At 67.0% G+C, this 19,545-nt stretch carries 14 protein-coding genes and 2 tRNA genes; 15 read left to right on the forward strand and 1 reads right to left on the reverse strand.

Annotated features, from left to right (window positions below; genetic code table 11):
• Window positions 1–4 precede the first annotated feature (4 nt).
• The 5 genes from AC06E7_RS14400 (at window position 5) to AC06E7_RS14420 (ending at window position 5,968) form a co-directional block, all read left to right on the forward strand.
• Window positions 5–1,150, forward strand: coding sequence for a PilW family protein (locus tag AC06E7_RS14400; protein WP_095364020.1), 1,146 nt, complete (start codon window positions 5–7; stop codon window positions 1,148–1,150).
• Between the two features lie 2 nt (window positions 1,151–1,152).
• Window positions 1,153–1,668: a pilus assembly PilX family protein gene (locus AC06E7_RS14405; RefSeq protein ID WP_068850725.1), complete on the forward strand. Its 516-nt coding sequence runs from the start codon at window positions 1,153–1,155 to the stop codon at window positions 1,666–1,668.
• 10 nt (window positions 1,669–1,678) lie between these two features.
• A complete protein-coding gene (locus AC06E7_RS14410) occupies window positions 1,679–5,398 on the forward strand; it encodes a pilus assembly protein (protein ID WP_478065141.1) in 3,720 nt (1,239 codons plus the stop codon).
• A 14-nt stretch (window positions 5,399–5,412) separates the two neighbouring features.
• The gene (locus AC06E7_RS14415) at window positions 5,413–5,838 is read left to right on the forward strand and encodes a type IV pilin protein (protein WP_068850731.1); all 426 of its coding nucleotides are present in this window, start codon (window positions 5,413–5,415) and stop codon (window positions 5,836–5,838) included.
• A gap of 53 nt (window positions 5,839–5,891) precedes the next feature.
• A tRNA-Asn gene (locus tag AC06E7_RS14420) sits at window positions 5,892–5,968 on the forward strand.
• A gap of 72 nt (window positions 5,969–6,040) precedes the next feature.
• Here AC06E7_RS14420 and AC06E7_RS14425 read toward each other — a convergent pair.
• Window positions 6,041–6,637, reverse strand: coding sequence for a GspH/FimT family pseudopilin (locus AC06E7_RS14425; protein WP_478065142.1), 597 nt, complete (start codon window positions 6,635–6,637; stop codon window positions 6,041–6,043).
• A 92-nt stretch (window positions 6,638–6,729) separates the two neighbouring features.
• On the opposite strand from AC06E7_RS14425, the gene uvrB reads away from it, so the two are divergent.
• The 10 genes from uvrB to uvrC all read left to right on the forward strand — a co-directional run bounded on the left by uvrB (window position 6,730) and on the right by uvrC (window position 19,539).
• Entirely contained in the window at window positions 6,730–8,754 is a 2,025-nt protein-coding gene (gene uvrB / locus AC06E7_RS14430; RefSeq protein ID WP_068854624.1) for an excinuclease ABC subunit UvrB, read from the forward strand.
• 106 nt (window positions 8,755–8,860) lie between these two features.
• Window positions 8,861–8,935 (forward strand) — tRNA-Val (locus tag AC06E7_RS14435).
• Window positions 8,936–9,107: 172 nt separating this feature from the next.
• On the forward strand, window positions 9,108–11,525 hold the full coding sequence (locus tag AC06E7_RS14440) for a DNA internalization-related competence protein ComEC/Rec2 (RefSeq protein ID WP_478065143.1): 2,418 nt from the start codon (window positions 9,108–9,110) through the stop codon (window positions 11,523–11,525).
• 3 nt (window positions 11,526–11,528) lie between these two features.
• Window positions 11,529–12,206, forward strand: a complete 678-nt coding sequence (locus tag AC06E7_RS14445) for a MotA/TolQ/ExbB proton channel family protein (RefSeq protein WP_095364023.1) — start codon at window positions 11,529–11,531, stop codon at window positions 12,204–12,206.
• 3 nt (window positions 12,207–12,209) lie between these two features.
• Window positions 12,210–12,632, forward strand: a complete 423-nt coding sequence (locus AC06E7_RS14450) for an ExbD/TolR family protein (RefSeq protein ID WP_068850743.1) — start codon at window positions 12,210–12,212, stop codon at window positions 12,630–12,632.
• Window positions 12,629–14,377, forward strand: a complete 1,749-nt coding sequence (gene msbA, locus AC06E7_RS14455) for a lipid A export permease/ATP-binding protein MsbA (RefSeq protein WP_095364024.1) — start codon at window positions 12,629–12,631, stop codon at window positions 14,375–14,377. The genes AC06E7_RS14450 and msbA overlap by 4 nt, the downstream gene beginning before the upstream one ends.
• Entirely contained in the window at window positions 14,377–15,399 is a 1,023-nt protein-coding gene (gene lpxK / locus AC06E7_RS14460) for a tetraacyldisaccharide 4'-kinase (RefSeq protein ID WP_478065144.1), read from the forward strand. The genes msbA and lpxK overlap by 1 nt, the downstream gene beginning before the upstream one ends.
• A 58-nt stretch (window positions 15,400–15,457) precedes the next feature.
• Window positions 15,458–16,255, forward strand: coding sequence for a 3-deoxy-manno-octulosonate cytidylyltransferase (gene kdsB, locus AC06E7_RS14465; protein WP_478065145.1), 798 nt, complete (start codon window positions 15,458–15,460; stop codon window positions 16,253–16,255).
• A gap of 24 nt (window positions 16,256–16,279) precedes the next feature.
• Window positions 16,280–17,695: a hypothetical protein gene (locus tag AC06E7_RS14470; protein ID WP_478065146.1), complete on the forward strand. Its 1,416-nt coding sequence runs from the start codon at window positions 16,280–16,282 to the stop codon at window positions 17,693–17,695.
• A complete protein-coding gene (gene uvrC, locus AC06E7_RS14475; protein ID WP_478065147.1) occupies window positions 17,692–19,539 on the forward strand; it encodes an excinuclease ABC subunit UvrC in 1,848 nt (615 codons plus the stop codon). The genes AC06E7_RS14470 and uvrC overlap by 4 nt, the downstream gene beginning before the upstream one ends.
• Window positions 19,540–19,545 lie beyond the last annotated feature (6 nt).

Genomic DNA, 19,545 nt, shown 5'->3' on the forward strand with positions numbered 1-19,545 from the left:
GAACATGTTCCGTACCCGCCAGACTGGTCTGTCCCTGGTCGAGCTGATGATCTCCCTGGTGATCGGCTTGATCCTGATGTTGGGGATTACCCAGATATTCATTGCTTCCCATGCGGCGTCACGGCTGTCCGAGGGCGTGGCCCGCGCCCAGGAGAACGGCCGGTTCGCGTTGGATTATCTTGAGCGCGACATCCGCATGGCGGGCCACACGGGCTGCGTCAACGACCAGGCGCACTTCATCAAAGGGACATCGGCGCTGAAGAACAACCTTGCTGCCGGTACGGGAAGTGGCAGTCCGCTGGATTTCAGCGTGGCAATCCAGGGTTATGAAGCCGGCAACACCGGCCCTACCAACACGCTGTCGGTAGGGGCAGGCGCGATTCCGGCCGGCATGCCAGTCTCCATTACCGGTCTCAACCCCGCGCCAGTAGCCGGCAGCGACGTCCTGGTGCTGCGCTTCCTGGCGCCGGAAGGCGTGCCGGTCCTCGGAATCAACGGTCAGGAGTTGACGGTAGACGCTGGCGCGTTGAATCGCCTTACCGAGAGCGGCGTGGCGATACCAACACTGTTTGGCATCGCCAACTGCGAGACGGCCGACGTCTTTGCGGGCAGCATCACCGCAGGGAAGATCACCGGCGGCACGGTGGACTTCACCCGTTATGCCCCGCAGCCGGAACCGACGGTGGTATATCGCGCGGAATCAATGGTGTACTACATAGGCGAGGGTGCGAACGGCCCTGGTCTGCGTCGCGCACGCGCGAACTCGGCGGGTGTGTATGCGATCAACGAAGAGCTGGTGGAAGGTATCGAAAACCTGCAGCTGATGTATGGGTTGGATGCGACGCCAGTTATCGCTGCGGCAACACCACCGGTCGGCAATATGGCTGTGCAGAACGTGGCCTCGGGGGTCACCACGGATGCCAACGCCACCGGCGCCGGGCAATGGCGTCGCGTTGGCATGGTCCAGGTCGGCCTGGTTGCGCGGAGCGCCAATCGTATCGATAGCAACGCCAACTCCCGGCCGACCGATGCGGCGGCCCGTCTGGGCGTGCTCGGCATGACCTATGACCAGTCCGCCGCGACCGATGGCCGATATCGCACTGCCTATGAAGTCAGCATTGCCCTGCGCAACCGCCTGTTCGGGAACTGATCATGAATCGTCCATCGCACTTTCCTCGTCCCATCCCACGCAGTCAACGTGGCGCGGTGCTGTACGTCGCGCTGATCATGCTGCTGCTGCTTGCCCTGATCGGCGTGGCCGGCATGCAGGTGGCCGGCATGCAGGAAAAAATGGCATCGAACTATCGTGCTTCCAGTCGCTCGTTCCAGGCGACGGAGGGGGTGTTGCGCAACACTGAGCGCGCGGCAGAAGCCATCACGGACCGCACGGCGCTGCCGGACGGAAGCCTGATCAGCGCGACGTCGATTTCGATAAATTGTGAGGACGGGTTTGACCCGGTCGCGTGGGCCCGCCAGAAGCCGGTCCCCGCGTTGCCCGCTGTCAATGTCCGGCGCATCGACAAATGCGGCGGACCCGGCGGCAATCCGCTGGACGAAGGACAGCCCAACGATGACGATTCCGCATCGTTCCAGATCACCGCGTACTCCACTGACAACACGGCGAACCCGTCGTCGTGGACGGTGATCGATACCATTTTCAAGCTCTGAGGACGCGGTCATGGCTTCGCGCAGATTCAAGTGGACGGCTGCCGGTTCGACGGTAGCAGCAATCGGCCTGGCAATCGTCGGCTACTCGCTGATCGCGGCACAGGGCAAAGGGGTCCTGGCGCAGGAGCCACTGGCCAGCAAGACGTCGGCACCGGCGTCGTTCATCATGGCAGTGGACGACTCCGGCTCCATGAACTTCCAGACCCAGTTCCCGGGCCGCGATGGCGAGGGGTGCTGGAATACCACCCGCCAGAGCTTCTTCGACGCCAACGGGCAGTTGTACACGTCCGGCAACTGCGATTACTTTTTCGTCGTGCCGGGTCCGCGCATCAATAACTACTATGGCATTCCGCCGATCAATTCGCTCGGTTTTGCCCGGTCTGCTGCCTATAACCCCAGCTACTACGACCCGACGGTAACGTACGAGCCCTGGGCGAAGTCGGGCCTGGAGGACTACCTCCCGAGTTCCCCCACGGCGGCGCTAATCAATCCCCAGCCCAATGGCGGCACCGCTACCGTGAATCTGGTTGCCAACTATTACAGCACGGCCGCCAACGACAGTTTCCGCATGCAGACGGGCATGGTGATTCCTGCAAACACGCGGTTCCGATACAACAACACCAATTACCAGTACAACACGGATTACACCTGGCCATCGAACAGGGGTGAGGCGAATATCGCCATCGAGTACGTGCCCGCCACGTTCTTCGTACCCTTTACGGCAGATGGCGAGCCCCGCCCGCAGCTGCCCGGCGTCGTTGATGCGTACGCAGGGGCCACCCGCGAAAAGGTATTCAATGCTTGCGGCACCAATTGCACGATGTGGAAATACACGCTGGCCGGCGATACTGCGGCGTCGCGGAATTTCGCGAACTGGTTTACCTACTACGGCAACCGCAACCGCGCGATGATCGCGGGCATGACACGCTCGATGAAAGGCGTGGAAGAGCTGAAGGTGGGCTATTTCCGCATCAACCAGAACGGCAGTTACGACAGTGGAACCGCCACCAACAAGCGCTTGGCCATGCGTTCCATGGGAAACGCTGACGAGAAGGCGGCCCTGTACGCGGACATGCTCTCGCTGACGGCAAGCGGTGGCACGCCGAATCGCCAGGCGGTAAACGCGGCGGCCCTGCAGTTTACCCGCACCGACGACGGCGCACCCATCACCAACTCCTGCCAGAAGAACGCGGTGATGCTGTTCACCGACGGTTTCAGCAACGGCGGTGGTCCCACCGTTGGCAACAACGACCAGAACATGGGCACGCCGTTCAGTGACTCGTACTCCAACACCATGGCGGACATCGTGACCCGCTTCTACAACAACAATGGCGCCCAGCCGCCATTGCGGCCGGACCTGCCGTCCGGGATGGTGCCGGTACCAGAGGCGTGCGGAAATGGTGACAAGAGCCTGGATTGCCAGACCAATCTTCACCTGAATTTCTATGGTGTGACGCTGGGCGCGCGCGGTAATCTGTTCAATTCCAACCTCAAGCAGGATCCTTACAAGGACGCATCGATCTACGGTAACTGGCCGCCTCGCGAGGACGACGAGCGCAGCACGGTTGACGATATCTGGCACGCTGCCGTGAATACCCGTGGCGAGTACATCAACGCCCGCACCCCGGTGGACATCACCGCGGCCATGGCCCGCGTGCTGCAGGCAGTGGGTTCCGGCGGCGCGCCGGCCAGCGGCACGGGTGCGAGCGGTGCGCGCATCGGGGTTGGCTCGATTACTGCCGGATCGTCTTATGACATCAAGAATGAAGGGACGGACTGGTCCAGCACGCTGACCGCCGTGCGGCTGTCGGTCGACCCCACCACGCGTGCGTTGGTGCAGTCCGATTTCTGGGAGGCAAGCGCAAGGCTGCCGTCGGCTGCGTCGCGGCGGATCTTCTTTACGCGCAGCGGCCAGACGCATGATTTCTCTACCGCAACCGTCACGCTCGCGGATCTGTGCAGCAAGACCGCCCAGAATCCCGGTATGTTGGTCTGCGACGACGTCGTGGCCCGCACCAGCGTAACCGACGCCGGCGCGGTGGCCTACCTGCGCGGCGATACCTCAGGCGAAAAGCGCAATGGGGGTCGCCTGCGCGACCGTACGACGCGGCTTGGCGACATCATCAACTCCACCCCCGTGATTACCTCGCCCATCGACGACTTTGGTTATCGCCGCTTCGGCGGCACCCTCGAAACCTCGTACCAGAACTTCCTGGACGACAAGAGCGCGAAGGCCCAGTACATGGTGTACGCAGGTGCCAATGACGGCATGCTGCACGCTTTCAATGGTGGCATGAAGGGGGACGGCAGCGTCGTCGCCGGAGGCGGAACCGAAGCGTTTGCCTATATTCCGAGCACTTCGCTCGGGCATATGGCCAACCTGCTCGTGCCCTACGATGCCACCTCGAAGGTGGGGCAGAAGTTCAAGCACAAGTACTATGTTGACGGTCAAATCGCCGTGGGAGATACGTATTACAACTCCGCTTGGCATACCACGCTGGTGGGGGCGTCGGGCGCAGGCGGGCGCAGCGTGTTCGGTCTCGATGTCACCCACGGTACTGCGTTCGATGCCAACAGCAAGCGCTGGGAAATCAGCGACCTGGATACAACGCTGCCCAAGGACGTCCGCGACAATATCGGGTTCGTGCTGGGCAAGCCGGTGATCGTTCCGGTGTTGGAGGGTGGACAGGCCACCTGGAAGGCGATTTTCGGCAACGGGTTCAACAGTGCCAGCGGAAAGGCCGTGCTCTTCGTCGTCAATATCGAGGACGGCAAGGCGCGGATGATCGAGGCGGTGGAAGCTGGGACGGGCGTGCCCTCTGGCAGCAACGGGCTGGCCAGTATCGTGGTGGTTGACCGCTGGGGCGACACCAACCAGCAGAAGCGCACCCGGGACGGCTACTCGGATACGGTGTATGGTACGGACCAGAAGGGTGCCGTGTGGAAATTTGATCTGCGCAGCACCGGCAATCTGAGCGTGCCGTTGTTCACCACGCTGCCTTCCACGGAATCCGGGGTGCGGATACGCCAGCCGATCACCGGCGGAATTACTGCCGGCGCCGGTAACAGCGGCGGTGTCATGCTGTATTTCGGGACGGGGAGCTTCTCGTTCGAGGACGATCCGAGGGACAGCTCGCTGCAGACGCTGTATGCCGTGAACGATACGGTCAATGGTCCGATCGGGACCGGATTTTCCCGAGCAAACCTGTCTGGCTACACAGCCAACTTCTCGGGCTCGCAACGAACGCTGACCGCAGGCACGCCGCCGACCGGCTCGCGCGGCTGGTTCATCGATCTGGCATACCGCGAGCGCTTCGTAGCCAATCCGTCGCTGTCCAACGGTATTGTCTACATGCCAACGTACGTTCCGCGTGACCCGACCAACGCCAGCACCAGCTGCGCGGTTCCCGGCGAGAACTGGCTGTTCGGGCTGCAGCCGCTGACCGGTGCAGGGGCGCTGGGCCGCGCGACCTTGGGTTCGCCGACCGGCACCGCCTTCGCCGTTGGAACCGCGGGCTTCAAGAGCACGTCCAAGACTGGGTCGCCCATCACCAACGCAAATGCGTTTGCATTGCCGCGCCAGTCGCCGCCTGCACTTGGGGGAGGCGGAGGCGCAATCCCGCCGCCGAACGTTCCGTCCAGCGTCTGTATGGGCGGTATCCAGTTCGGAACCGACACGCTGTACATTCCTTATCCGTGTGGTCGTCAATCGTGGAGACAGATCAAGTGAGCAAGCTTTCTTCCATGAACGGGCGTGGGCCACGCGAGGTGATGGGCTTCACCCTCATCGAGCTGATGATCGTCGTCGCGGTGATCGCCGTGCTCGCCTCCATCGCCTATCCCTCCTACACGGCCCAGGTGCGCAAGTCCAAGCGCGCCGCGGCCAAGGCGGAGCTGGTGGAGTACGCACAGCGCGCCGAGCGCCAGCACACGCTCAACAACAGCTATACGAACTTCAAGTTCGTGGAGAACAGCGGCACTACCATCGCCTCGCCACGCGATGGCAGCAAGCCGATGTACCAGGTGACCTTTGCGTCGGCCAATGCCAACGCGTTTACGATTACGGCAGTTCCGCAGGGTGACCAGGCAAAAGACCCGTGCGGCACCATCTCGGTGAACCAGGCGGGGGTGAAGACCCCGGCCAACACCAGTGCGCTGGATTGCTGGTAAATGGCCGCCGGCGGTTGCAACGCCACGAGTGAACGTCTAGAATTCGCGTCCCCGCCCGAATAGCTCAGCCGGTTAGAGCACTTGACTGTTAATCAGGGGGTCGTTGGTTCGAGTCCAACTTCGGGCGCCAGTTTCTGCAGAAGCCGCGAGCAATCGCGGCTTTTGTCGTTTCGGTGGCTGGTGTAGAGGTAGACCCGGCCGCTCAGTGCGGGCAGTCCACGGTGCCCGGCCTGCGTGCGGCACGGGTGCGGCCCACGTTGTTCACGACCACCTCGCCGTGCAGCTGCCCTCCGGCACAGATGGCCACCGTGAGCGGGCTGCCGCCACTGCGCCCGTCGGGCTGGAGGCGCAGGCGCGGGCGATTCTGGCTGGACCGCGCCACCACCGAGCCATCCCGGTACCCGGGGCGGTACTGCAGGACATCCGTCGGCGAGGGCGGGGCCGTCCCCGATACCGATCCACGGTCCAGGTGGATCAGCCATCCCCGGCTCCAGTCGTTCCCGCATTGCATGCCGTCCTCGCTAGGGCAGACGGCCACCGGCGCGGCGCGGGTGATCGCCATGCTGCGCGCGCTGTTGAACACCGAGACGAGCTGCATGCGCAGCATGTCGGCGCGCATCCGGCTGACGCTGGCGCTCAGCGAGGGCAGGGCCAGCGCGCAGAGCACCGCCAGGATGAGCAGGGTCACCGTCAGTTCCAGCAGGGTGAACCCCCGGGGCCGGGGGAAGGGGCGAGGGCGGTGCATGGGGGATACCGGAGACAAGGCATCACCGTGCCCTGTCCGGAGCAGGCCGACCATCGGTCAAAGGCAAGCTTCACGGTAGGCTGCCCCCTCAGCCGGCCGTCACCCAACCCCCCGCTATAATGTAAGGCCCGGTCTATGGCGGCACCATGAGCGATCGCTTCGAACTTGTATCTCCGTACTCCCCGGCGGGCGACCAGCCGGCCGCGATCGAGAAGCTGACGGCCAATTTCGAAGCCGGCATCGCCAAGCAGACCCTGCTGGGCGTGACCGGCTCGGGCAAGACCTACACCATTGCCAACGTCATCCAGCAGGTGCAGAAGCCCACCCTGGTGATGGCGCCGAACAAGACCCTGGCCGCGCAGCTGTACGGCGAGTTCAAGGCGTTCTTCCCGCACAACGCGGTGGAGTACTTCGTCAGCTACTACGACTACTACCAGCCCGAAGCCTACGTGCCGTCATCGGACACCTTCATCGAGAAGGACAGTTCGATCAACGAGCACATCGAGCAGATGCGGCTGGCGGCGACCAAGACCCTGCTGTCGCGCCCGGATGCGATCGTGGTGGCCACCGTGTCGGCAATCTACGGCCTGGGTGCGCCCGAGGACTACCTGTCGCTGCGCCTGATCCTGTCCACCGGCGAACGCATCGACCAGCGCGACCTGATCAACCATCTCACCCAGCTGCAGTACACCCGCAACGAGTACGAGCTGCACCGCGGCACGTTCCGCGTGCGCGGCGAGGTCATCGACATATTCCCCGCGGAATCGGACAGCGAAGCGGTGCGCATCGAACTGTTCGATGGCGAAGTCGAACAGATCAGCATGTTCGATCCGCTCACCGGTGAAAGCCTGCGCCGCCTGCAGCGCTACACCGTATACCCCAAGACCCATTACGCCACCACGCGCGAGCGGGTGCTGTCGGCGGTGGATACGATCAAGGCCGAGCTCAAGGTGCGGCTGGAACAGCTGTACGAACAGAACAAGCTGGTGGAAGCGCAGCGGCTGGCGCAGCGCACCCAGTTCGACCTGGAAATGATGGCCGAGGTCGGCTTCTGCAACGGCATCGAAAACTATTCGCGGCACCTCACCGGCAAGGCCGCCGGCGAGCCGCCGCCGACCCTGTTCGACTACCTGCCGCCCGATGCGCTGCTGGTCATCGACGAATCGCACGTGACCATTCCGCAGATCGGCGCGATGTACAAGGGCGACCGCTCGCGCAAGGAAACCCTGGTCGAATTCGGCTTCCGGCTGCCCTCGGCGCTGGACAACCGCCCGCTGCGCTTCGAAGAGTGGGAAGCGCGCTGCCCGCGCAGCATCTACGTATCCGCTACGCCGGGCCCGTACGAGCTGCGCGAAGCCGCCGATGAAATCACCGAACTGGTGGTGCGCCCGACCGGCCTGATCGACCCGGTGGTGGAGATCCGCCCGGTGGGCACCCAGGTTGACGACCTGATGAGCGAGGTCAACGAGCGCATCAAGCTCGGCGACCGCGTGCTGGTCACCACGCTGACCAAGCGCATGGCCGAGAACCTCACCGAGTACCTCACCGAACACGGCATCCGGGTGCGCTACCTGCATTCGGACATCGATACGGTGGAACGCGTGGAGATCATCCGCGACCTGCGCCTTGGCAAGTTCGACGTGCTGGTCGGCATCAACCTGCTGCGCGAAGGCCTGGACATGCCGGAGGTATCGCTGGTGGCGATCCTCGACGCGGACAAGGAGGGCTTCCTGCGCTCGACCGGTTCGCTGATCCAGACCATCGGCCGTGCCGCACGCAACCTGCGCGGCAAGGCGATCCTGTACGCGGACAAGATCACCCGTTCGATGCAGGCGGCGATCGACGAAACCGACCGCCGCCGTGCCAAGCAGGTGGAGTACAACGAAGCGCACGGCATCGTGCCCAAGTCGGTGCTGCGCCCGATCGTGGATGTGCTGGAAGGTGCGCGCTCCGAAGCGGCCGAAAAAGAAGCGCGGGGCAAAGGCAAGGGGCGCGGTGGCCGGGTGGCCGAGGAGGCGGTGGATTACCGCACCCTGGAACCGGCCCAGATCGCCAAGCGACTGCAGGCGCTGGAGCAGCAGATGTACCAGCACGCCCGCGACCTGGAGTTCGAAGATGCGGCGCGCGTGCGCGACCAGATCCGCCAGCTGAAGGAGGCCAGCCTGGGCTGAACAACGCGTTGTGAAATACCTTCACAAAAGTGTTGCTCTTCACACCCGACGTCCGTAATATACGCGGCCTGCACCGACGCAATTGCAGCGGCGCAGCGAGACAAACGGGCGGTTAGCTCAGCGGTAGAGCACTACCTTGACATGGTAGGGGTCACAGGTTCGAACCCTGTACCGCCCACCACTCCAGTCCCAGTGACTGCGGTGGAACAACAGAAAAGCCGGCCATCAGGTCGGCTTTTTTGCGTTGTGGGTTCCGTGACAGCGGCGCTTTCCCACACCGCGTTCCGCACCCACCTGATGGCGACCTGGTTGCTGCGGGCCAAGGATGCAGGCTCCAGCGCGTGGTGGCCTGCATGTCGTTCCTGTCGGACGTCTTCTCCCGTTCGTTTCCAGCGCCTTCGCCCCTGTTCGGCAAGGCATGTGCGGTCGCACTGCTGGCCGGTGTGTGCGGTGTCGTGTTCGCGCCGGTGCTGTTGCCCCGGATGCCTGCGTGGTGCGCGCTGCTGTGCGGTGCGGGGATCTGGTGTGCGGTGCCGCGTGCACGGTGGTGCGGCGCAGTGCTGGCCGGGATCGGCTGGGTCACCCTGCACGCCCATGCCGGCCTGGCCCTGCAGTTGCCCGCGGCTGCGGACCACGTGTTGCGCGGCCGGGTGGTGGAGCTGCCGCAACATGGATCACGCAGCACCCGCTTCCGGTTCCGCGTGGATGACGATGCGACGATGCCCGCGCACCTGCGCGGCCGCGAGCTTGCGCTGGCCTGGTACGACGTCACCGCGGCAAAAGCGAATGCGCGCGCGCCTGCAGCCGAACCGGCGCTGCGCTGCTCGCTTCGCGCCGGCGCGCGCTGGCAGCTCCACGCGCGGCTGCGCCCACCGCGTGGATTGCGCAACCCGGGTGGCTTCGACGCCGAGCGGCATGCGCTGCTGCAGCGGCTGAGCGGTACCGGGCACGTGCGCGCGCCGGCGATGGCCCTGGGCGACCCGACCGGATTGCCGGCGTGGCGCGAGCGCATGGCCAATGCCATCGCCGGACACGTGCCGGGCGCTGGCGCCCGTTTCATCCAGGCGCTGGCGCTGGGCGATACCCGCGGGTTGGGGCAGGGCGACTGGAATGATCTGCGCGCGCTCGGCCTGACCCACCTGGTCGCCATTTCCGGGTTTCACGTCGGGCTGGTGGCCGGGTTCGCGGCGTGGCTGGCGGGGCTGGCCTGGCGAGCGGTTGCCGCGCTGGGACGCTATTGGCCAAGGCCATTGGCGGCCGCGCTGGCGGCCGTCACCGGTGCCGCGCTGTATGCGGCCGTGGCCGGCTTCGCGCTGCCCACGGTGCGTACGGTGCTGATGATCGCGGTGGTCGCCGCCGCCCGCTGCGTGCGGCGACCGGCCACCGTTGGCCAGGCGTTGGCGCTGGCGGCGCTGGCGGTGCTGCTGGTGGATCCATTGTCGGTGCTGGCGCCGGGCTTCTGGCTCAGCTTCGCCGGGGTGCTGTGGCTGGTCTGGTGCCTGCCGGGGCACGGGGTGCACTGGCTGCGCACCTTCCTGGCCGCACAGGGCGTGGCCACCCTGGCGCTGTTGCCGTTCACCGTGGCGCTGTTCGGGCAGGCCTCGCGGGCGGGGCCGTTGGTCAACTTGCTGGCCATTCCCTGGTGGAGCCTGGTGGTGGTGCCGTTGGCGTTGCTTGGCACCGGGCTTGAAGCCCTGATCGACGGGGCGGGGCGCTGGCCGTGGCCCTGGGCGGCCGCCTGCTTCGACGCGAGCTGGTGGCTGTTCGGGGCGCTTGCGCGCCAGCCGTGGGCGTTGTGGTGGGCGCCGCAGGCGGGCGTCGCGGCGGTTCCGGTCGCCGTTCTCGGGGTGTTCTGGCTGTTGCTGCCGCGCGCCGCCGGGATGCGCCTGCCGGCGCTGCTGCTGTGCCTGCCCCTGCTGTGGCCGGCCCGCGATCGTCCCGGCCCCGGCGAGGTCGAGCTGCTGGTGATGGACGTGGGGCAGGGCCTGGCTGTGTGGGTGCGCACCCGCCACCACCGCCTGCTGTACGACGCCGGCCCCGCTGCGGAAGGGGGATTCGACGCCGGCGAACGGGTGGTGGTGCCGACCCTGCACGCGCTGGGCGAGGCTGGGCTGGACCGGCTGCTGCTCAGCCATGGCGACCTCGACCACGCCGGTGGCATGCCGGCGGTGCGCCGCGCCTTTCGCGAGCCACCGCTGCAGGCGCCGTCGGGTGCGGTGCCCGCCATCCAGCTGCCCTGCAGCAGCGGCGACGCCTGGCGCTGGGACGGGGTGGACTTCACCGTCCTGCATCCGCCGCCGGGCATGGACTACGCAGGCAACGCCAGCAGCTGCGTGCTGCGCATCCAGACCGCGCATGGCGTGGTGCTGTTGACGGGCGACATCGGCCAGCGCGAGGAGGCCATGCTGGTTGCCACGGTACCGGCCGCGCTGCGCGCCGACGCGGTGCTGGTGGCGCACCACGGCAGCGCCAGCTCGTCCGGCGCCGACTGGGTGCAGGCGGTGTCGCCCCGCCTGGCCATCGTCTCGGCCGGGCATGGCAACCGGTTCGGGCACCCGCGCCGCGACGTCGTGCAGCGCTGGCAGGCGGTCCCTGCCGAAGTGCTGAACACCGCCGACAGCGGCGCGCTGCGCCTGTGGCTGGGCCAGGAGGGGTTGCAGGTGCGCGAACAGCGTCTTTTCGAACGCCGTTGGTGGGATGCCGCGGAGCGGACGCGGTCGGCTGCTATCCTATCGGCGGTCATACAGGCGGCCAATGGGCCGGAGGGTTGAAACGTGTGGGAACTGGTCAAGGCCGGTGGCTGGCCGATGGTGCCGCTGCTGCTGTTGGGCGTACTGGCTTTGGCAATCGTCCTGGAGCGTTTCTGGACCTTGCGGCGTAACGAGGTCCTGCCCCCGGGGCTGGGCCAGGAAGTGCGCAACTGGGCCGCGCGCGGCAAGCTCGATCCGAATCACATCCAATCGCTGCGGGCCAACTCGCCGCTGGGCGCGTTGCTGGCCGTGGCGCTGGAAGCGCGCAACCGCCCGCGCGACCAGATCCGCGAGCGCATCGAAGATGCCGGCCGGCATCTGGTGCACCGCATGGAGCGGTTCCTGAACGCGCTGGGCACCATCGCATCGGCTGGCCCGCTGCTGGGCCTGCTCGGCACCGTGGTGGGCATGATCCAGATGTTCCTGGGCATCCTCGACCACGGCGTGGGCGATGTTAACCAGCTGGCCGGCGGCATCGGCAAGGCGCTGGTGTGCACCGCCACCGGCATGATCGTGGCCATCCCGGCATTGATGTTCCATCGCTACTTCAAGGGCCGCATCGGCGGTTACGTGATCGAGATGGAAATGGAGGCCTCGGCCCTGCTGGACGCACTGGACGGTCGCCCCGGCGTCATGAACGCGGCACCGCGCGCCGGCACCGCGCCGGCGGCCGGCGCCGCGCCCGTCACGGCCAAGGGCTGACGGATGCGTATCCGCAACGACCGGGTCCAGGACGAGGTGCACATCGATCTGGTGCCCCTGATCGACGTCATCCTCGTGCTGATCATCTTCTTCGTGGTCACAACGACCTTCGACGCGCGCTCGACGCTGCAGCTGCAGCTGCCGACCGCCAGCCAGCAGGACACCACCGAGCCGCCGCGCTCGCTCAGCGTGCTGGTCAACGCCGAAGGGCGTTACTTCATCAACGATCAGGAAGTACTGCGCACGGACGTGGAATCGGTCAAGCAGACCATTGCCGCCGTCGCCGGCACCGACCGTGAGCAGACCGTACTGCTGCGCGCCGATGCCCGCACCCCGTACCAGGCCGTAGTGACCGCCCAGGATGCCCTGGGCCAGCTCGGTTTCCGTCGCATCGCCATCGCTACCGCGCCGGAGGTGCGTCCATGAGTAAACAACACGCGCCGGTATGGCCGATCTACAAACGCCTGCTGGGCTACACCCGCGCCTACTGGGTGTTCATGGTGGCCGCCGTCATCGCGATGGTGGTCGAAGCCCTGGCCGGTTACCACTTCACCAAGCTGATGGAACCGCTGGTCAACCGCGGCTTCGTCAACCCCGAGCCGCGCATGGCGGTGATCCTGCCGCTGACCATCCTCGGGCTGTTCATGATGCGCAGCCTGGCCACGCTGGTCAGCGATTACGCGCTGGCCCGCACCGGCCGCAGCGTGGTGCGCGACCTGCGCGAACAGGTGCTGTCCAAGTACCTGCACCTGCCGTCGTCGCACTTCGACAGCGAAGCCACGCCGGTGATGGTCAGCCGCCTGAACTACGACACCGAGCAGGTCACCCAGGCCAGCGCCGATGCGCTCAAGACCCTGGTCGCCGACACCCTGACCATCATCGCCATGCTGGTGGTGATGCTGCAGATGAGCGTCAAGGTAACCGTGGCGATGCTGGTGGTGGTGCCGCTGATCGGCGTGATCGTGTCGTTCGTGGGCAAGCGCTACCGGCGCATCAGCCGCGGCATCCAGGACGGCATGGGCAGCATGGCGCAGACCGCCGAACAGTCGCTGGCCGCGCAGCAGGAAGTGAAGGTGCATGGCACCCAGGCGCACGAGATCTCGCGTTACTCGCGGCTGGCCAACCGCATGCTCGGCCTGAACATGAAGGTCGAAACCACCCGCGCACTGGCGTCCAGCACCGTGCAGTTCCTGGCCGCGCTGGCGCTGGCCGTGATCGTGTGGGTGTCCACCCGCGAAGCGCTGGCCGGGCGCTTGAATGCCGGCCAGTTCATGGGCCTGATGACCTCGATGATGGCCATCATCCCGTCGCTGCGCCGCCTGACCAGCGTGCAGACCTCCATCTCGCGCGGCGTGGCCGCTGCCGAGCGCCTGTTCGGCATCCTCGACCTGCCGGTCGAGCGCGACGAAGGCAGCACCCGCGCCCAGCGCGTGCGTGGCGAGCTGTCTTTCCAGCACGTGATGCTGCGTTACCGCGAAGATACCGGCATCGCGCTGGACGACATCACCTTCGATGCCAAGCCGGGCACGGTAACAGCCATCGTCGGCCGCTCCGGCAGCGGCAAGACCAGCCTGATCCGGCTGGTGCCGCGTTTCTATGAGCCCAGCGGCGGCCGCATCCTGCTCGATGGCGTGCCGCTGGACGACTACCCGCTGGCCGACCTGCGCCGCCAGGTGGCGATGGTCGGGCAGAAGGTCATGCTGTTCGACGATACCGTGGGCGCCAACATCGCCTACGGCATGGACGCCAGCGAGGAGCAGATCCGCGCTGCCGCCGAAGCCGCCAATGCGTGGGAGTTCATCGAGCGCATGCCGCAGCAGCTGCAGACCCCTGTGGGTGAGAACGGCGCGCTGCTGTCCGGCGGCCAGCGCCAGCGCCTGGCGATCGCCCGCGCGATCCTGCGCGACGCGCCGGTATTGATCCTCGACGAAGCCACCGCCGCGCTGGACAACGAGTCCGAGCGGCTGGTGCAGGACGCCCTGCAACGGCTGATGCCCGAGCGCACCACGCTGGTGATCGCACATCGCCTGTCCACCATCGAACATGCCGACCAGGTGCTGGTGATGGACCACGGCCGCATCGTCGAGCGCGGCACCCACCGCGAGCTGCTGGCGCTGGGCGGGCTGTACGAGCACCTGCACAAGATGCAGTTCCGCGAAAGGCAGCCCTGATGGCGTCCAAGGGTTCCCAGACGCCGTCGTACTGGTACGACGGCAGTCCGATTCCGTTTGCCGCACGGCTGCTGGCGCCGGTGTACGGCGCCGTGGTGGCGCTGCGCCGCGGGCTGTACCGGCGCGGTTGGCGCAGGCGCCACGCGCTGCCGGTGCCGGTGATCGTGGTCGGCAACGTGACCGCCGGCGGTACCGGCAAGACCCCGCTGACCATCGCGCTGGTGGACCGCCTGCGTGAGGCGGGCTGGAAGCCGGGCGTGGCCAGTCGCGGTTACGGGCGCGAAGAGGCCAAGGTCCCGCGCTGGGTCGAGGCAAGCACGCCGACCGCGTTGGGCGGCGACGAACCGGTGCTGATCGCGTGGAAAACCGGCGTGCCGGTCCGGGTCGATGCCGACCGCGTGGCCGCCGGCAACGCGTTGGTCGAGGCGGGCTGCAACATCATCGTCTGCGACGACGGTCTGCAGCACTACCGGCTGGCGCGCGACATCGAAATCGAGGTGGTGGACGCACAACGCCGCTACGGCAACGGCCGGTTGATCCCGGCCGGGCCGCTGCGCGAACCCGCCGAACGCGCGCGCGACTGCGACTTCCGCGTGGTCAACCTGGGCCAGGCCAGCGCCGATCCGTCCGCGCTCGCCTCCTGCGGATTCGGCGAATGGGCGATGCAGCTGCATATCGACAGCGCGCAGCCGCTCAGCGGCGGCCGTGCCCGCGCGTTGTCGCACTTCCGTGGCCAGCGCGTGCATGCCGTGGCCGGGATCGCGCACCCGCAGCGCTTCTTCGACATGCTGCGTGCGCACGGTATCGGGGTGGTCCCGCATGCCTTCGCCGACCACCATGCGTATCAGGCGGCGGACCTTCGCTTTGGCAGCGAACTGCCGGTGCTGATGACTGAAAAGGACGCGGTGAAGTGCAAGGCGTTCGCCAACGAATGGCATTTTTCGGTGCCGTTGTCGGCCGATCTTCCCGCTGCGTTCTGGGTCAACCTGCTGGACCGCGTGGACAAACTCGGCAAGCGCTGAGCACCGCGTTTGCGGCACACTGGCGGCCATTGTTCCCGTGTATTGCCGAGAGGTCCGCATGAGCCAGCCCGTCGATTTCGTCGTCGCCATTCCGGCGCGCTACGCCGCCTCCCGGCTGCCCGGCAAGCCGCTGCGGCTGCTCGGCGGCAGACCGCTGGTGCTGCGCGTGGCCGAACGCGCGCTGCTGGCCGGTGCGCGCGAGGTCTGGGTGGCCACCGATGATGTGCGCATCGCCGACGCCCTGCGGGGCCTGGACGGCGTGCAGGTGGCGATGACCGCCGCCAGCCATGCGTCCGGCACCGACCGGCTGGCCGAATGCGCCCGCCAGGCCGGCTGGTCCGATGACACCGTGGTGGTGAACCTGCAGGGCGACGAGCCGTTCGCCCCGGCCGAGGGCATCCGCGCGGTGGCCGAAGCGCTGGTCTACAGCGGTGCCGCCATGGCGACCCTGGCCACCCCGGTGGAGGATGCCGAGACCCTGTTCGACCCGAACGTGGTCAAGGTGGTGCGCCAGCACAGCCTGGACGCGCTGTACTTCAGCCGCGCTCCCATTCCCTGGCACCGCGACGCCTTCGCGCAGTCGCGCGAGCGCCTGTCCGGGCCCCACTGGCTGCGCCACATCGGCATCTATGCCTACCGGGCCGGTTTCCTGCAGCAGTTCGCCGCGTTGCCGCCGGGCACGCTGGAACAGCTGGAATCGCTGGAGCAGCTGCGGGTGCTGGAGGCCGGCCACCGGCTGAGCGTGGCGCTGTCGCCGGCCGCCTTCCCGCCGGGGATCGATACGCCCGAGGACCTGGCGCGCGCCGAAGGCTGGCTGGCCCGCCGCGAAATTGACGGTGGCACGACGGTTGCATGACGCCCAGTCCGGCATAATCAGCGCATGAACGTACAGCCCGTCCAGGATCTTCCCGAATTCGCCACGTGGCTCAATGCCGCCCCGGCCACCCTGACCGAACTGCGTGGTCGCCCGGTGGTACTGGCCTTTGTCAACGCCGCCTCGGTGTGGTGCGCGCACCGGCTGGCCGAGCTTGGCCAATGGCAGTCGCGCAACCCCGGCAAGCTGCAGGTACTGGTCCTGCAGGTGCCGCGCTTCGACTTCGAGCGCGAACCGGAGCAGGCGCTGAAACTGCTCCGCCGACAGGGCGTGACCGTGCCGGCGCTGCTGGATGCCGATTGGGACGGCTGGCGCCGGTTCAACGTGGCGGCTTGGCCGACCCTGGTGCTGCTGGATGCACAGGGGCGTGAGGTCGACCGCCTGGTAGGCTTCGGCGACGAGCTGGATCGTGCGCTCAATGCACTCTGCCAGGGGACGTCCAGCCCGCTCGATGCGGACGCATCGCGCCAGCGCGAGCTGCATCCCGAGCCGCGCCTGCCGTTGCTGTTCCCGACCGCGCTGGCGGTGAGCACCGAGCGGCTGTACATCGCCGACAGCGGCCACCATCGCATCCTCGAGTGCAGCCATGCCGGACGGGTGCTTCGCCAGTTCGGGATGGGCACCGCCGACATGATGGATGGCGGCCCGGGCGAGGCCGCGTTCAACCGGCCGCAGGGCCTGGCCCTGGAACGCGAGTGGCTGTACGTCGCCGACACCGGCAACCATGCGTTGCGCCGGATCCACCTGCTGACCGGGCAGGTCGACACCCTGTGCGGCAATGGCCGTCCGGGCGAGCCGCGCGAAGGCGCGGTGGGCGACCCGCGCCAGACCCCCCTGAACCATCCGCAGGGTCTGGTGGTCGCCTACAACCAGATCCATATCGCGATGGCCGGCGACAACCGCATCTGGAGCTATCACCTGGGCCAGCGCACGTTGTCCTGGCGCGCCGGCTCCGGCGCGATCGACGAGCGTGACGGCAGCGGCCACCTGGCCGCGTTCGCGCAGCCGGCCGCGCTGGCGGCGGTGCAGCAGGTGCTGTACGTATGCGACGCGCTGGGTTCGTCGATCCGGTCGATGCAGCTGCGTGGCGACCTGGTGCAGACGCTGGTGGGGCAGGGAATGTGGTCGTTCGGCGACCAGGATGGCCCGCGCACCGCTGCCCAGCTGCAGTACCCGCAGGCCATTGCGATGAGCCCGGACGCGCCCGTGTTGTGGATCGCCGACGCCGGCAACGGCCGACTGCGCACCCTGCGCCTGGGCGGCGGCGAACTGAGTACCGTGGCGCTGCCGCGGCGGCTGCATGGTCCGGCCGGGCTGGCCTTGGGCGGCGGTGCGGTGTGGATCGCCGAGACCGATGCCCATGCCGTACTGCGTTTCGACCCGGTGAGCGGCGTACTGAGCGACGTGCCGATCAGCGAATGACCCTCACTACCGCTCCGGCCTTCGATGGAAAGGCATTCGCGGCCCACCTGAGCACCGCGCCCGGCGTGTACCGCATGTACGCCGCCGACGACACCCTGCTGTATGTCGGCAAGGCCCGCGCGCTGCGCAACCGCGTGGGCAGTTACTTCAATGGCGCGCCCAAGACCGCGCGGATCATGTCCATGCTGTCGCAGGTCGCGCGCATGGATGTGACCGTGACGCGTTCCGAGGCTGAAGCGCTGCTGCTGGAAAACCAGCTGATCAAGTCGCTGTCGCCGCGTTACAACGTCTCGCTGCGCGACGACAAGACCTATCCCCACGTGCTGCTGACCCGCGAAGACTGGCCGCGCATCGCGCTGCACCGCGGGCCGCGCGCGGTGCCGGGCCGGTACTTCGGTCCGTACCCGGGAGTGACCGCGGTGCGCGAAACGCTCAACCTCATGCACAAGCTGTTCAAGCTGCGCAGCTGCGAGGACAGCGTGTTCCGCAACCGCTCGCGACCGTGCCTGCAGTACCAGATCGGCCGCTGCAGCGCGCCCTGCGTGGACCTGGTGGCCGCCGACGACTACGCCGAATCGGTGCGGCGTGCCTCAATGTTCCTGGAAGGCAAGAGCGACCAGCTGGCGCGCGAACTGGGTACGCAGATGCAGTCGGCCAGCGAAGCGCTGGAATTCGAGCAGGCCGCGCGCCTGCGCGACCTGGTTACTTCCCTGCGCAGCATGCAGACCCGCCAGTACGTGGATGGCCGCGCCGCCGACCTCGACGTGCTGGCCTGCGCCACGCAGGGCGCAAGCGCCTGCGTGATGCTGCTGGCGTTCCGCGATGGCCGCAACATGGGCACGCGGCCGTTCTTCCCGCGCACCAATGGCGAGGAAAGCGCGGACGAAGTGCTCGGCGCTTTCGTGTCGCAGTACTACGCCGAACATTCCCCGCCGCGCGAGATCCTGCTGGACCGCGAGATTCCCGATGCCAGCCTGATCGAATCGGCGCTCAGCGCCTCGGCCGAGGCCAAGGTGCAGCTGAAGTGGAACGTGCGCGGCGAACGGGCCGGTTATGTCGAGCTGGCCAGCCGCAACGCGCAGATCACGCTGGTCAGCGAGCTCACGAGCCGCAGCGCCCAGCATGCGCGCAGCGAGGACCTGCGGCAGATGCTCGGCCTGGCTGAGCAGGTCAAACGCGTGGAGTGCTTCGACATCAGCCACACCATGGGCGAAGCCACCGTCGCTTCATGCGTGGTGTTCGATGCCAGCGGCCCGGTGCGCAGCCAGTACCGGCGTTTCAACATCAGCGGGATCGAACCCGGCGATGACTACGCGGCCATGCGCCAGGCCATCGACCGTCGCTTCCGTCGCGCGGTGGAAGAGGAGGGCGTGCTGCCAGACCTGCTGCTGATCGACGGCGGCGCCGGCCAGTTGGCCCAGGCGCAGGCCGCACTGGCCGACCTCGGCGTGGAAGGGGTGATGCTGGTGGGCGTGGCCAAGGGCGTGGAGCGCCGCGCCGGACACGAAGCGCTGGTGATGCCCGATGGCCGCGAGCTGCGCCCCGGCGCCGCATCACCGGCCCTGCAGTTCATCCAGCAGGTCCGCGACGAAGCGCACCGGTTTGCGATCACCGGCCATCGGGGCCGCCGGCAGAAGGCGCGCATGACCAGCAAGCTGGAGGACATTCCCGGCATCGGGCCGCGTCGGCGCGCCAGCCTGCTCAAGCATTTCGGCGGGCTGGTCGGCCTGAAGGCGGCCGGCGAGGCGGAAATCGCCAAGGTGGAGGGTATCAATGACGCCCTTGCCGCACGCATCTACGCTAACCTTCATGGACTGCCCACGCCCCCTGCGGCCGGCGAGTAGAGAGAC

It is taken from the genome of Stenotrophomonas sp. Steno-Z4, from assembly GCF_056393145.1.

Excerpts from the sequence above, each read along its gene's own strand:
- AC06E7_RS14450 (WP_068850743.1), top strand. The coding sequence starts at position 12,210 with ATGCGTATCCGCAACGACCGGGTCCAGGACGAGGTGCACATCGATCTG.
- AC06E7_RS14415 (WP_068850731.1), top strand. The coding sequence starts at position 5,413 with ATGAACGGGCGTGGGCCACGCGAGGTGATGGGCTTCACCCTCATCGAG.
- msbA (WP_095364024.1), top strand. The coding sequence starts at position 12,629 with ATGAGTAAACAACACGCGCCGGTATGGCCGATCTACAAACGCCTGCTG.
- lpxK (WP_478065144.1), top strand. The coding sequence starts at position 14,377 with ATGGCGTCCAAGGGTTCCCAGACGCCGTCGTACTGGTACGACGGCAGT.
- uvrB (WP_068854624.1), top strand. The coding sequence starts at position 6,730 with ATGAGCGATCGCTTCGAACTTGTATCTCCGTACTCCCCGGCGGGCGAC.
- AC06E7_RS14440 (WP_478065143.1), top strand. The coding sequence starts at position 9,108 with ATGTCGTTCCTGTCGGACGTCTTCTCCCGTTCGTTTCCAGCGCCTTCG.
- AC06E7_RS14470 (WP_478065146.1), top strand. The coding sequence starts at position 16,280 with ATGAACGTACAGCCCGTCCAGGATCTTCCCGAATTCGCCACGTGGCTC.
- AC06E7_RS14425 (WP_478065142.1), bottom strand. The coding sequence starts at position 6,637 with ATGGTCGGCCTGCTCCGGACAGGGCACGGTGATGCCTTGTCTCCGGTA.
- AC06E7_RS14400 (WP_095364020.1), top strand. The coding sequence starts at position 5 with ATGTTCCGTACCCGCCAGACTGGTCTGTCCCTGGTCGAGCTGATGATC.
- uvrC (WP_478065147.1), top strand. The coding sequence starts at position 17,692 with ATGACCCTCACTACCGCTCCGGCCTTCGATGGAAAGGCATTCGCGGCC.
- AC06E7_RS14410 (WP_478065141.1), top strand. The coding sequence starts at position 1,679 with ATGGCTTCGCGCAGATTCAAGTGGACGGCTGCCGGTTCGACGGTAGCA.
- AC06E7_RS14405 (WP_068850725.1), top strand. The coding sequence starts at position 1,153 with ATGAATCGTCCATCGCACTTTCCTCGTCCCATCCCACGCAGTCAACGT.
- kdsB (WP_478065145.1), top strand. The coding sequence starts at position 15,458 with ATGAGCCAGCCCGTCGATTTCGTCGTCGCCATTCCGGCGCGCTACGCC.